Annotated in this window: 12 protein-coding genes; all 12 read left to right on the forward strand. The window is 68.9% G+C overall.

What is annotated here, in order from left to right:
• The first annotated feature begins 125 nt into the window (after positions 1–125).
• The 12 genes from RCF13_RS15375 to gspD all read left to right on the forward strand — a co-directional run bounded on the left by RCF13_RS15375 (position 126) and on the right by gspD (position 12,788).
• Entirely contained in the window at positions 126–1,979 is a 1,854-nt protein-coding gene (locus RCF13_RS15375) for a S8 family peptidase (protein WP_308141322.1), read from the forward strand.
• 136 nt (positions 1,980–2,115) lie between these two features.
• Positions 2,116–3,837 (forward strand): type II secretion system ATPase GspE, encoded by a 1,722-nt coding sequence (gene gspE / locus RCF13_RS15380; RefSeq protein ID WP_053499707.1) that lies wholly within the window; start codon positions 2,116–2,118, stop codon positions 3,835–3,837.
• Positions 3,838–3,861: 24 nt separating this feature from the next.
• Entirely contained in the window at positions 3,862–5,082 is a 1,221-nt protein-coding gene (locus RCF13_RS15385) for a type II secretion system F family protein (RefSeq protein ID WP_134969303.1), read from the forward strand.
• Between the two features lie 49 nt (positions 5,083–5,131).
• Positions 5,132–5,575, forward strand: a complete 444-nt coding sequence (gspG, locus tag RCF13_RS15390) for a type II secretion system major pseudopilin GspG (protein ID WP_005415225.1) — start codon at positions 5,132–5,134, stop codon at positions 5,573–5,575.
• 6 nt (positions 5,576–5,581) lie between these two features.
• Complete coding sequence (locus RCF13_RS15395) at positions 5,582–6,076, forward strand: GspH/FimT family pseudopilin (RefSeq protein WP_049417201.1); 495 nt, start codon at positions 5,582–5,584, stop codon at positions 6,074–6,076.
• Entirely contained in the window at positions 6,073–6,492 is a 420-nt protein-coding gene (locus tag RCF13_RS15400) for a prepilin-type N-terminal cleavage/methylation domain-containing protein (protein WP_061478437.1), read from the forward strand. The genes RCF13_RS15395 and RCF13_RS15400 overlap by 4 nt, the downstream gene beginning before the upstream one ends.
• Positions 6,489–7,121, forward strand: a complete 633-nt coding sequence (locus RCF13_RS15405; RefSeq protein WP_061478436.1) for a type II secretion system protein J — start codon at positions 6,489–6,491, stop codon at positions 7,119–7,121. The genes RCF13_RS15400 and RCF13_RS15405 overlap by 4 nt, the downstream gene beginning before the upstream one ends.
• The gene (locus tag RCF13_RS15410) at positions 7,118–7,981 is read left to right on the forward strand and encodes a type II secretion system protein GspK (protein WP_061478435.1); all 864 of its coding nucleotides are present in this window, start codon (positions 7,118–7,120) and stop codon (positions 7,979–7,981) included. Before RCF13_RS15405 ends, RCF13_RS15410 begins: the two co-directional genes overlap by 4 nt.
• Positions 7,978–9,123 carry a PilN domain-containing protein gene (locus RCF13_RS15415; RefSeq protein WP_308141321.1) on the forward strand — a complete coding sequence of 382 codons (1,146 nt, stop codon included), beginning with the start codon at positions 7,978–7,980 and terminating at the stop codon, positions 9,121–9,123. Before RCF13_RS15410 ends, RCF13_RS15415 begins: the two co-directional genes overlap by 4 nt.
• On the forward strand, positions 9,104–9,799 hold the full coding sequence (gspM, locus tag RCF13_RS15420) for a type II secretion system protein GspM (protein ID WP_308141323.1): 696 nt from the start codon (positions 9,104–9,106) through the stop codon (positions 9,797–9,799). Before RCF13_RS15415 ends, gspM begins: the two co-directional genes overlap by 20 nt.
• Positions 9,789–10,577, forward strand: a complete 789-nt coding sequence (locus tag RCF13_RS15425; protein WP_134968821.1) for a general secretion pathway protein GspN — start codon at positions 9,789–9,791, stop codon at positions 10,575–10,577. The genes gspM and RCF13_RS15425 overlap by 11 nt, the downstream gene beginning before the upstream one ends.
• A 9-nt stretch (positions 10,578–10,586) precedes the next feature.
• Positions 10,587–12,788: a type II secretion system secretin GspD gene (gene gspD / locus RCF13_RS15430; protein WP_061478431.1), complete on the forward strand. Its 2,202-nt coding sequence runs from the start codon at positions 10,587–10,589 to the stop codon at positions 12,786–12,788.
• The last annotated feature ends 639 nt before the right edge of the window (positions 12,789–13,427 follow it).

A 13,427-nucleotide genomic window follows, 5' to 3' on the forward strand; every position in this document is an offset into this window, starting at 1 on the left:
GCGCCAAACCTGCAATCAGGGCCTGGGGGGAGGTCACGGCAATCCCGGCTGGGCCGGCCGGGAGTCGTCAAGGAATGATGGCCGCAGTGTTGGTTCGATCCATGACCCAGAAGAGGAATTTCGACGTGATCAAGAAGCAGAACCTTCGCATCAATGTGCTTGCCGCCGCCGTGCTGTCGATGACCGCTGTCGGTGCCGTCCACGCCGCCGGGTTGCCGACCCGCGAACCGGTGCGCCAGGCAAGTGCTGCCCAGCCGGGCACCGACCGCATCATCGTCAAGTATCGTGCCGGTAGCGCTGCAGCCGGTGACCGTTCGGCCAAGCTGTCCGCCGTGCAGTCGGCGCTGACCCGCGCCAGCCTGTCCGGCGGTACCGCGCTTGCCAGCACGCTGGGCCCGCAGGTCGTGCGCCGGCTCGGCGTCGGCGCCGATGTGATCCGCCTGCAGGGGCGCCTGGCGCCTGCGGAACTGCAGCGCGTGCTGAAGGAACTGAAGGCCGACCCGGCCGTGCAGTACGCCGAAGCCGACGTGAAGCTGCGCCGCACCGAGCTGCGCGCCGGTGACGTGCAGCCGGCGCTGGCGCCGAACGATCCGTACTACCAGCAGTACCAGTGGCACCTGCACAACGCCACCGGTGGCATCAACGCACCGTCGGCGTGGGATGTATCGCAGGGCGAGGGCGTGGTGGTAGCCGTGCTCGACACCGGCATCCTGCCGCAGCACCCGGACCTGGTCGGCAACCTGCTGGAAGGCTACGACTTCATCAGCGATGCCGAGACGTCGCGCCGTGCCACCAACGATCGCGTGCCGGGCGCGCAGGACTATGGCGACTGGGTCGAGAACGACAACGAGTGCTACACCGGCTCCGTCGCGGAGGACAGCTCCTGGCACGGTACCCATGTGGCCGGCACCGTGGCCGAGCAGACCAACAACGGCGTCGGCATGGCCGGTGTCGCGCACAAGGCCAAGGTGCTGCCGGTCCGCGTGCTCGGCAAGTGCGGTGGCTACCTTTCCGATATCGCCGACGCCATCACCTGGGCCTCCGGCGGCACCGTGGCGGGCGTGCCCGCCAATGCCAACCCGGCCGAGATCATCAACATGAGCCTGGGTGGAAGCGGCAGCTGTGACGGAACCTACCAGGATGCGATCAATGGCGCGATCTCGCGTGGCACCACCGTGGTCGTGGCGGCCGGCAACGAGACCGACAACGCTTCCAAGTACCGTCCGGCCAGTTGCGATGGCGTGGTGACCGTCGGTGCCACCCGCATCACCGGCGGCATCACCTACTACTCCAACTACGGCACCCGCGTGGACCTGTCCGGTCCGGGGGGGGGCGGCAGCGTCGATGGCAATCCCGGCGGCTACGTCTGGCAGTCCGGTTCCGATGCGGCCACCACGCCGGAGTCGGGCAGCTACAGCTACATGGGCATGGGCGGCACGTCGATGGCCTCGCCGCACGTGGCTGCCGTCGCTGCACTGGTGCAGAGCGCGCTGATCGCCAAGGGCAAGGACCCGCTGGCCCCCGCCGCGATGCGCGCGCTGCTGAAGGAAACCGCGCGCCCGTTCCCGGTCAGCATCCCGACCGCCACCCCGATCGGCACCGGCATCGTCGATGCCAAGGCGGCGCTGGCCAAGGCACTGGAAGAGCCGTGCACCGAGAACTGCGGGCCGGTGGCGACGCCGCTGACCAACAAGGCCGCCGTGGGGGGCCTGAACGGTACGGCCGGCAGCAGCCGCCTGTACAGCTTCGAGGCAGCCGCTGGCAAGCAGCTCAGCGTGATCACCTACGGTGGCACCGGCAACGTGTCGGTCTACATCGCCCAGGGACGCGAGCCGAGCGCCAGCGACAACGATGGCAAGTCGACCCGTCCCGGCACGTCCGAAACGGTACGGGTGAACAAGCCGGTGGCAGGCACCTACTACATCAAGGTGGTGGGCGAAGCGGCCTACAACGGCGTGAGCATCCTCGCCACGCAGTAAGCCTGACGTGTCGTAGTTGAACGGCCGAGGCCCGTCATCCTGTGTGACGGGCTTCGTCTTTTTACGAAAGCTGGCCGCAGGGCGGCGGAAATCATGGCTTAACTGCTAAAGTCGGTCCGATTGACAGGAGAGTCACGTGAACGCGCTCGCTGCAACCGTTACCGACGATGCCGAAGGCCGCATCCTGGATGCGCTGCTGGCACGCGGCAGGCTCAAGGAAGGAGACCTGGCGCGCGCGCGGCCGCTGCACGCCGAGGCCGGCGGCAGCCTGCTGGGCCTGCTGGTGCGCCTGGGCCTGGTGTCTGAACGCGACCAGGCACAGGCCAGCGCCGAGGTGCTGGGCCTGCCGCTGCTGGAGGGCAAACAGGTGCCGGAGGCCCCGCCGCAGGCGCTGGCCGAGGGACTGCCGCTGTCGCTGCGTTTCCTGAAGCAGTTCCATGTGTGCCCGCTGGAGCTGAATGAACACGGGGTGCGTCTGTGGCTGGCCGATGCCCACGATGCCTATCCGCAGCAGGCCGTGCAGTTGGCGCTGGGGGTTCCGGTGACACCAGTGCTGGGCATGCGCGCGGAGATCGATGACCTGGTCGAGCGCTGGTTCGGCCAGGGCCGCAGCGCGATGGGCGCGATCGTGGAAACCGCCGATGGCGAGGGCGGCGCGGTCGACGATATCGAGCACCTGCGCGACCTCGCTTCGGAAGCGCCGGTGATCCGTCTGGTCAACCTGGTGATCCAGCGTGCGGTGGAACTGCGCGCTTCGGATATCCATGTCGAACCGTTCGAGAGCCGGTTGAAGGTCCGCTACCGGGTCGATGGCGTGCTGGTGGAGGGCGAAAGCCCGCCGGCCAACCTCACCGCCGCGGTGATCAGCCGCATCAAGATCATGGCCCGGCTCAACATCGCCGAGCGCCGCCTGCCGCAGGACGGCCGCATCATGCTGCGCGTGCAGGGCAAGGAGCTGGACCTTCGCGTGAGTACCGTGCCCACCGCGCATGGCGAAAGCGTGGTGATGCGCCTGCTGGACCGTGAAACGGTGGTCTTCGATTTCCACCGGCTCGGCTTCACCGACGCCTTCCTGCCGCAGTTCCGCAAGGTACTGGAACAGCCGCACGGCATCCTGCTGGTGACCGGCCCGACCGGCTCGGGCAAGACCACCACGCTGTACACCGCGCTGAGCCAGCTCAACACCGCCGACGTCAAGATCATCACGGTGGAAGATCCGGTCGAATACCAGATCGAGGGCATCAACCAGATCCAGGCCAAGCCGCAGATCGGCCTGGATTTCGCCAACGCGCTGCGCAGCATCGTCCGCCAGGATCCGGACATCATCATGATCGGTGAAATGCGCGACCTGGAAACCGCGCGCATCGCCATCCAGTCGGCATTGACCGGCCACCTGGTGCTGTCCACCCTGCACACCAACAATGCGGCCGGTGGCATCACCCGCCTGCTCGACATGGGCGTGGAGGATTACCTGCTCACCTCGACCATCAACGGCATCCTCGCCCAGCGCCTGGTGCGCCGGCTGGAGCCGACCCATGCCGAACGCTACGCAGCCTCGCCAGAGGAGATCGAACGCTTCGAGCTGCGCCGCCTGCAGCCGGAGGGACCGATCCACCTTTACCGTCCGAAGCCCTCGGCGCTGGCGCCGACCGGCTACCTGGGGCGTACCACCATCATGGAATTCCTGGTGATGAACGATGCGCTGCGGCGTGCGGTGATGCGTCGCGATGGCATGGGCGAGATCGAGCGCATCGCCCGCGAAGCCGGCATGCGCACCATGTACGAGGATGGCCTGTCCAAGGCGTTGAGCGGACAGACCACCATCGAGGAAGTGCTGCGCGTGACCGAGGAAAGCTGATGCGTGCAGGACGCCGGGGCTGACATGCCGAACTACCGCTACAAGGCGCTCAATCCGCACGGTGAGGTCTTCGACGGGCAGATGGAGGCGGCCAGCGAGGCCGAGCTGATCGCGCGCCTGCAGGACCAGGGCCACCTGCCGATGGAGACGCAGCTGGCCGACGCCGGCGCGATCGGCGGCAGCAGCTGGCGCAACCTGCTGCAGCAGCGCCCGTTGCAGGGCGCTGCATTGCTGCAGTTCACCCAGCAGCTGGCGACCCTGCTCGGTGCCGGCCAGCCGCTGGACCGCGCGCTGTCGATCCTGCTGGGGTTGCCCGAGGACGAACGATCGCGCCGCGCGATCACCGACATCCGCGACGTGGTGCGCGGCGGTGCACCGCTGTCCACCGCGCTGGAACGCCAGCATGGGCTATTCTCGCGGCTGTACGTGAACATGGTGCGCGCCGGCGAAGCCGGTGGCAGCCTGCATGAAACCCTGCAACGCCTGGCCGACTACCTCGAGCGCAGCCGCGCGCTGCAGGGCAAGGTCATCAACGCACTGGTCTACCCGGCCATCCTGCTGGTGGTGGTGGGCGGCGCGCTGCTGTTCCTGCTTGGCTATGTGGTGCCACAGTTCGCGCAGATGTACGAGAGCCTGGACGTGGCGCTGCCGTGGTTCACCAATGCGGTGCTGCAGCTGGGCCTGTTCGTGCGCGACTGGTGGGTGCTGCTGCTGGTGGTGCCGGCGCTGGTGGCGCTGTTCTTCGAGCGCAAGGCGCGGCAACCCGCGTTCCGGCTGGCGCTGGATGGCTGGCTGCTGCAGCGCCGTGGCATCGGCCGTCTCGTCGGTGAACTGGAAACCGCGCGCCTGGCGCGCACGCTGGGCACCCTGCTGCGCAACGGCGTGCCGCTGCTGGGCGCGCTGGGCATCGCCCGCAACGTGCTGGGCAACCGTGCACTCGCCGCCGACGTGGAAACGGCCGCCGATGAAGTGAAGAACGGCGCCGGCCTGTCGCTGGCACTGTCGCGCGGCAAGCGCTTCCCGCGCCTGGCCCTGCAGATGATCCAGGTCGGCGAGGAATCCGGCGCCCTCGATACCATGCTGCTGAAGGCCGCCGACACCTTCGAACAGGATAGTGCCCGGCGCATCGACCGCCTGCTGGCGGCGATGGTGCCGGCGATCACCCTGGTGCTGGCCTCGGTGGTGGGCGCGGTGATCGTGGCCGTGCTGGTGCCGCTGTACGACCTGACCAATGCCATCGGTTGACGATGGCACTCCCTGCAACCCCGACACTCCGCAACTGAAAGGACCGTCCATGATTGCCCGTCGCCGACCGATCCGCCTTTCCTTCACTGCCGCGCGCAACCAGTCGGGCATGAGCCTGCTGGAAATCATCATCGTCATCGTGCTGATCGGCGCGGTGCTGACCCTGGTCGCCAGCCGCGTGCTGGGCGGTGCCGACCGTGGCAAGGCCAACATCGCCAAGGCGCAGGTGCAGACCGTGGCGTCCAAGATCGACAACTACCAGATCGACACCGGCAAGCTGCCCGGCTCGCTCAATGACCTGGTGACCGCACCGGCAGGTGTTGGCGGCTGGCTCGGCCCGTACGCCAAGCCGGCCGACCTGAACGACCCGTGGGGCCACGCCCTGGAATACCGCGCACCGGGCGAAGGCCAACCGTATGAGCTGGTCAGCCTGGGCAAGGATGGCAAGGCCGGCGGCAGCAGCGTCGACGCTGACATCCGCTACCAGCCGTAACCGCGCATGACGTATTTCCTGCCGCGCCGGTTGCCCCACCCGCGCCTGCACGGCAGGCGCGCGGCGGGACTGTCGCTGCTGGAAATGCTGCTGGTGATCGCACTGATCGCGGCGATCGGCCTGATCACTGCCGCCGGTCTGTCGCGCGGCTTCGCCGGCATGCAGCTGCGCAGCGCAGGCAAGGACATCGCCAGCCAGCTGCGCATGGTGCGCGCGCAGGCGATCGCCCGCGGTGAACCGCAGCGCTTCGTCATCGAGCCGGCGCGGCGGCGCTGGGAAGGCGCCAACCAGCGCCACGGTGAGGTGCCCGCACAGCTGCAGGTGCAGTTCGAAGGTGCCGCACAGCTGGCCACCGCGCCGGGGCAGGGTGTGATCGAATTTCATCCCGATGGTGGCTCCAGCGGTGGCCGCATCCGGTTGCAGCGCGACGGCGCCGAATGGCGCGTCGACGTCGGCTGGCTCACTGGCGAGGTCCGCTCCGGCCCCTGGCGGGCGCAATGAAGCGGCGCGCGCGTGGCTTCACCCTGCTGGAAGTGATCATCGCCTTCGCCCTGCTGGGCCTGGCGTTGACCCTGCTGCTGGGCAGCCTGTCCGGCGGCGCAAAACAGGTGCGCGATGCCGAGTTGCGCACGCGCGCGGTGCTGCACGCCCAGTCGTTGCTGGCCGAAGCCGGTGTCGACACACCGCTGCAGGTGGGCAGCCAACAGGGTGACTGGGAACAGGGGCGCTATCACTGGGAACTGCAGGTTCAGCCGTGGGTGGAGCCCCGCGCCGGCACTGTCGGGCAGGCGACGTCACCGGGTACTGCATGGCTGGCGGAGCTGCAGTTGCAGGTGCGCTGGGGCGACAGCGAACGCGAGCAGCTGCGCTGGCGCAGCCTGCGCCTGTTGCCGCCCGACCTGGAGAATGCCCGGTGAGGCGCCGCGCCGCAGGGTTCACCCTGGTCGAAGTGATGCTGGCCACCGTGCTGCTGGCCGGCGGCCTGGCGTTGGCCTTTGCCAGCGTGCGCTCGGCGATGGCGGTCAGCCAGCGCGGCGAGCAGATCGCCGCCGAAAGCGAACGCATGCGCGCGGTGGAATCGTTGCTGCGCAGGCAGCTGGCGGCTGCGCTGCGCACGCCGCTGGAAGTTCCGGATCCCACCCGCGAGCCGGTCTTCTTCCAGGGCGAAGAGCAGCGCATGCTGTTCGCCGCCGACCTGCCCGGCTACCTCGGCCGTGGCGGACCCTACCTGCACGCGCTGCAGGTCGACGGACGCGCTGGCCAACAGCGCCTGCTGCTGGAGCTGGTGCTGCTGCAGGAAGGCGAGCGCATCGTCGAGAACCCGCCGCGCCCGCCCGAGGTGCTGGTGGAAAACCTGAAGTCGGTGCAGCTGCGCTATCGGGGTATCGATGCCAGCACCGGGCAGGTGACTGACTGGATGCCGCGCTGGGACGACACCCGCCGCCTGCCGATGCTGGTGGAGATCCAGATCGCGCCGGCCCGGGGTGCGCCGTGGCCGCCGCTGGTGGTGGCGCTGCGCGCCGGTGGCAGCGGAGGCGCGCGATGAGGCGTCAGGGTGGGGCGGCACTGGTGCTGGTGCTGTGGCTGATCGCGTTGATGACCGCGCTGGTCGGCGCATTCGCGCTGAGCGCACGGGTCGAACACCTGCAGCAGCGCGTGCTGGATGACGATGCACGCGGGCAGGAACGTGCGCGTGCCGGCCTCGAGTATGCACTGCTGCGCCTGTCGGCCGATCCGCAGCGCGCGCCCTGGCGTGCCGATGGCCGGACCTATCGCTGGCAGTTCGACGACGCCAGCATCGAGATCAAGGTGCTGGACGAGAACGGCAAGATCAACCTGAACCTGGCCGATGCCGCGCTGCTGGCCGCCTTCCTCAAGGCACTGGGTGAAGACGATGCACAGGCCCGGCAGCTGGCCGGGGCCATCATCGACTGGCGTGACGAGGACAGCCTGCTGCAGCCGGGCGGTGGTGCCGAAGCGCAGGACTACGCCGCAGCCGGGTTGCCCTATGGCCCACGCAACAAGCGGTTCGAGACCCTGGGCGAGCTGCAGCGCGTGCTGGGCATGCGCGGCACGCTGTACCGGGCGATGTTGCCGCACCTGACCCTGTACAGCCGCCAGGCGCGACCGGATCCCCAGTTCGCCAGCGCACCGGTGCTGACCGCACTGGGCCTGGATGCGGATACCGTGCTGGCGCAGCGGGCCCAGCAGGAGCGTGATGCAGATTCCGCTGGCGGTACGACAACGCTTGCCAGCAGCAGCGGCACCTATAGTATCGAGTCCGCTGCCATCGACAGCAGTGGACGCAGGTCGGTGTTGCAGGCAGTGATACGCAGTGGCTCGGGCGGCGTTCCCGGGCGGACCTACACAGTGCTTCGCTGGGAGCAGGGAATGACAGCAAGATGACGGCGTGGCAGGACAGTCTGCGGCAGGTGGAGGGCCGGATCGGCCCGGGCGCTGGCCGTTTCCTGCGCTGGTGGCGGCAGTCGCTGCTGGCCTGGGTACCGGTGCGCTGGCAATGGGCGTTGGGCTGGGGCCAGGCCCGCCTGTTGCTGCAGCCTGAGAGCGACCAGCTGCAGGTCTGGCGTGAGGCCGGTGAACGCCGCGAAGTGGTGGCGCGCCTGCCGTGGCCGCTGTCGCCGGTGGAACTGGACCGGGTACTCGAGCCGCGCCTGCGCAGCCTGCCCCGGGTGTGGCTGCTGCCCGCGGCGGATGTGCTGCGGCGCACGCTGCGCCTGCCCGCCGCGGCGGCCGACCGCCTGCGTGCCGTGGTCGGTTTCGAAATCGACCGGCAGACCCCGTTCGAAGCGTCCCAGGTCAGCTATGACGTGCGTGAACTCGGCGCGGGCGGCGAAGGGCAGTTGCAGGTCGAACTGGTAGCGTGGCCACTGCGGCAGCTGGAAGCATGGCGCACGCGGGTGGGCCAATGGGCCGATGCGCTGGCCGGCGTCGATGCCATCGATGCGCAGGGCAACGTGTTGCAGGTGAACCTGCTGCCGCCCGCGCAGCGCCAATTGCGGCCAGACCCGATGCGGCGCTGGAACCTGCTGCTGGCAGTGGCATCCGTCGTGATGCTGGTACTGGCCGCGGTGCAGCTGCTGGACAACCGCCAGGCCGCCGCCGACGAACTGCGTGCGCAGGTCGAGCGCAGCGCGCGCAGCGCGCGTGGCGTGGCCAGCGAACGCGCGCAGCTGCAGGCGCTGATCGATGGTGCTGCATTCCTTGAGAAGCAGCGCAGCCAGCGCGCCAGTACGGTGGAGATCTGGAACGAACTGACCCGGCGCCTGCCGGAAGGTACCTACCTGGAAAAGCTGGCGATCGAGAACAACAACCTGCAGCTGATCGGCCTGAGCCGCGAGGCATCGCAGCTGGTGCAGCTGCTGCAGGACGCACCGCAGTGGCGCAAGGTCAACCTGACCGGGGTGCTGCAGGCCGATGGCGCGGCCAGTGGCCGCGACCGCTTCACCATGACCGCCGAACTGCAGCCGTTGCCGGCCGCAGCACCGACCCCGGAGGCGGCCGATGCCGATGCCAAGCGCACGCCGTGATCGCTGGTTGGCGCTGGCACTGCTGCTGGCAGTGCTGGGCCTGGCCTATCTGCTGCTGGTGCACCCCTGGTTCACCCAGCCGCTGCGTGCGATCGACGCCGATGTCGCCGCCCTGCGCGAACGCGAGTCGCGCGTGCAGGCGCAGCTGCAGCAGCAGCCGCAGATCGAACAGCGCCTTCGCGCTACCCGCGAGGCACTGCAGCAGCGGCCAGGCTTCCTGCGCGAAGCCACCGCCGAAGCTGCCGCCGCTGCATTGGGCGCCCGGCTGCAGGATGCGGTAGCGATGGCCAGCCCGGGCAACCGCAGCTGCACCATCAGCAACCGCACGCCGCTGACCGACAACCGTCGCGATGCCGAGTTCGTGCGCGTCGCCATGCAGGTGCGCCTGCGCTGCGGCGTGGCCGAACTGGCCACCGTGCTGCACAGCCTCGAAACCGGCAGCCCCCGCCTGTTCGTCGACAACCTCAACCTGATCGCGCAGCGCTTCCAGCAATCGCCGAACGAATCGGGGCTGGGCCTGGATGTGTCCTTCGAGCTGGCCGGCTATCTGCTGCCAGGCGCCGCCGCCGATGGCACGGTTCCGGCGCCCGCTGCAGCGCCGACGCCGGCTGCTTCGCCGGCCGAGGCCACGCCGGCGCCCCCGTCCGAAGGGCAGGAGGTGGCCGATGAAGCTTGAGCAGATCAGCCTGCGTACCGGCTTCCTGCTGGCACTGGCCGGCTGGGCGGCGGCGGTCTGGCTGGCAACCGTCTTCGGGCTGGGCAGCCAGCTGCCGGGCGCCGACGGTGATGCCGACGCCGCGCCATCGCTGCCATCGTTGCCGCCGCTGGCTGCCGAGCGCATGGCCAGCGCCGACAGCTACAGCGCGATCGGAGAGCGCCCGCTGTTCGCCGAAGACCGCAGGCCGCGGCCCTATCTGCTGGGGGGCAGCGAACCGGCGGCCAGTGCCGCGTTACGCCTGACCGGCGTGCTGTTGACCGGCGATTTCGGCATGGCCACCTTCACCACCGAACAGAACCGCTCGCTGCGCCTGCGTCTCAACGGCGAAGCCGTGGATGGCTGGCAGCTGGTGGCGCTGCAGCCGCGCCAGGCGACGGTGATCGGCCCCGGTGGCAACCAGGTCCTGGAACTGGCCGTGTTCAACGGCCAGGGCGGCGAGCCGCCGACGGTGCTGCGCGGTGCCAACGGTGTACCGCCTGCAGGTGCGGTCGTTGTGCCGCCTTCGGCGGGTGCTCCGCCGGCGCCGTCCCCGGTCGCGGCCACCCCACCGACGCCGCCCGCCGGCAATGCCCCCACACCTGCGGCGTCAGCTGCAAAAACACCACCGGCCAACAACAACGGTCCCAGCGAAGCGCAGATGCAGGCCATCCGCGAACGCATCCAGGCCCGCCGCCGCCAGCTGCAGCAACAGCAGCAACAACCGTCGCCGCCCCCGGGCGATGGCACCAACCGATAGAGTGAATGCATGAACCTGCGTTTTCTTCCCTGGTCCTTTGCCCTCGCGCTGCTGGTCGGCTGCAGTACGGTGTCCGCGCCGCACGTGCAGCGCAACGGCAACCTGTCGCCCAGCGCCGCTGCCGGCCAAGCGGCCGACGTCGCCGCTGATGCCGCCCGCGAAAGCCAGGGCGCACCGCAGGCGGTGATCCGTCGCGGCACCGGCACCATGATCAACCGTGAGGCCGCGCGCGCACCGGCACCGGCGCTGCATGGCGCCAGCACCGGCGAGGCCACCTTCAACTTCGAAGGCGAATCGCTGCATGCGGTGGTCAAGGCCATCCTTGGTGACATGCTTGGCCAGAACTACGTGATTGCACCGGGCGTGCAGGGCACGGTGACCCTGGCCACGCCCAAGCCGGTCTCGCCGGCGCAGGCGCTGAACCTGCTGGAGATGGTGCTGGGCTGGAACAACGCGCGCATGGTCTACAGCGGCGGCCGCTACAACATCGTCGCCGCCGACCAGGCGCTGGCCGGCACGGTCGCGCCGAGCACCGCGCCGGCGGCCAGCGCACGCGGCTTCGAGGTCCGCGTGGTCCCGCTGCAGTTCATCTCCGCCACCGAGATGAAGAAGGTGCTGGAGCCGTATGCGCGTCCCAACGCCATCGTCAATGTGGACAGCGGCCGCAACGTGATCACCCTCGGTGGTACGCGCGCAGAACTGGAAAACTACCTGCGCACCGTCGAGATCTTCGACGTCGACTGGTTGTCGGGCATGTCGGTGGGCGTGTTCCCGATCCAGTCGGGCAAGGCTGAGCAGGTCGCGGCCGACCTGGAAAAGGTATTCGGCGAAGAGAGCAAGACGCCCAGTGCTGGCATGTTCCGTTTCCTGCCGCTGGAGAACGCCAACGCCGTGCTGGTGATCACGCCGCAGGTACGCTACCTGGACCAGATCCAGCAGTGGCTGGATCGCATCGACACCGCAGGTGGCAGCGCCCGCCTGTTCTCCTACGAGCTGCGCTACATCAAGGCACGCGATCTGGCCGAGCGCCTCAGCGAGGCCTTCGCCAGCAGTGGCAACCGCGGCGCCTCCAGCCCGGCCTCGCTCGCGCCAGGCGCCATCCCGTCGCAGCTGGGCGGTGACGGCGATCGTGGCATGGACAACAACAGCAGCACCCTCGGCTCGACGCTGGGCGGGAGCAGTGGCAGTGGCAGCAGCAACGGCAGCCTGAACCTGCCGCAGCGCCAGCCCGGCAACGTCAGCGTCAGCCTGGAAGTGGAGGGCGACCGCGTCGGCGTGTCGGCGGTGGAGGAGACCAACACCCTGCTGGTGCGCTCGACCCCGCAGGCCTGGCGCTCGATCCGCGAGGTGATCGAGAAGCTGGACGTGATGCCGCTGCAGGTGCACATCGAGGCACAGGTGGCCGAAGTCGCGCTGACCGGTGACCTGAAGTACGGCGTGAACTGGTTCTTCGACAACGCCGTGGCTGGTCGCGCGCTGACCGGCGCACTGGCGGGCCTGACCCTGCCGCCGGCAGCGGGCGGTTCGTGGAATACCTTCGCCGGCGGTGTCACCGGCAACGACGGCGTAGGCTGGGCGTTCACCGGTCACAACGCGGCCGCCGTGGTCAGCGCGCTGGACAAGGTCACCGACCTGCGCCTGCTGCAGACACCGTCGGTGTTCGTGCGCAACAACGCCGAGGCCACGCTCAACGTTGGCGACAAGGTGCCGATCAACACCACCACAGTGAACACCGGCGTGGGCACCAGCACCTACAGCTCGGTGCAGTACATCGACACGGGCGTGATCCTCAAGGTGCGCCCGCGCGTGACCCGCGATGGCACGGTGTTCCTGGATATCGTGCAGGAGGTCAGCAGCGCCTCCGACGTGCCGGACGCCTGCAACCCGAACGAGCGCAACTGCAATCCGCGCATCTCGACCAAGAAGCTGTCCACCGAAGCGGCGGTACAGAGCGGCGACACCATCATGCTGGCGGGCCTGATCACCGACTCGGCCACCGATGGCAGCAGCGGCATTCCGGGCCTGAGCAGGATCCCGGTGGTCGGTGCGTTGTTCGGGCAGAAGACCCGCACCAGCCGTCGTTCGGAGGTGATCGTGCTGCTGACCCCGACCATCGTCCGCAACAACCAGGAATCGCGCAACCTGACCGATGAGTACAGCAAGCGCTTCCGCGCGATGGAGCCGCTGAACCAGCCGCGCGCGAAGAAGTAAGGGGGTTACGGCCGGGCTGCGCCCGGCACCCGCAGAGGCTGAAGCTGGAGCAACGGCAACAGCAACAGCAACAGCAACAGCAACAGCAACAGCGGGTTTACTGAGGGATGGCGGGGCACTGTGGGTTTGCGGGGACGCCGTGAATACGTCCATGTAGGCTTGGTCGCCGCATCCATGCGGCTCACACCCCGCAAACCCACAGTGCCCCGCCTTCGACAGTTTCCTGCTGCTGTTGGTAGGTGTCGACCTTGGTCGACACGATCCACGCCATGCGTGGATGACTCTCCATCGAAATCGAATATTTCGAGATCCGAAACATCTGAGCCGAGCATGGCTCGGCTCTACAGAAGGTAGGGCCGACAGATCGCGGAAAACTGTCGAAGGCGGGGGGGGGGGGGGGGGGGGGGGGGGGGGGGGGCGGGGGGGGGGGGCCCCCCGACATTCCGCCCGGGTCGGGCCGCGCGCCCCCCCCCCGCCCCCCCCCCCCCCCCCCCCCCCCCCACCCCGCCATCCCCCCAGGAACCCAGCTTTTGCTCCGGCTGTTGCTTCGGCTCTGGCTCTGGCTCTGGCCTCTGCGGGTGCCGGGTGCAACCCGGCCGATACCCTCCCAGTGCTACGCTGTGACCACCGACAACCACG

This window comes from Stenotrophomonas maltophilia group sp. RNC7 (assembly GCF_030910085.1).
Taxonomy (GTDB): Bacteria; Pseudomonadota; Gammaproteobacteria; order Xanthomonadales; family Xanthomonadaceae; genus Stenotrophomonas; species Stenotrophomonas sepilia.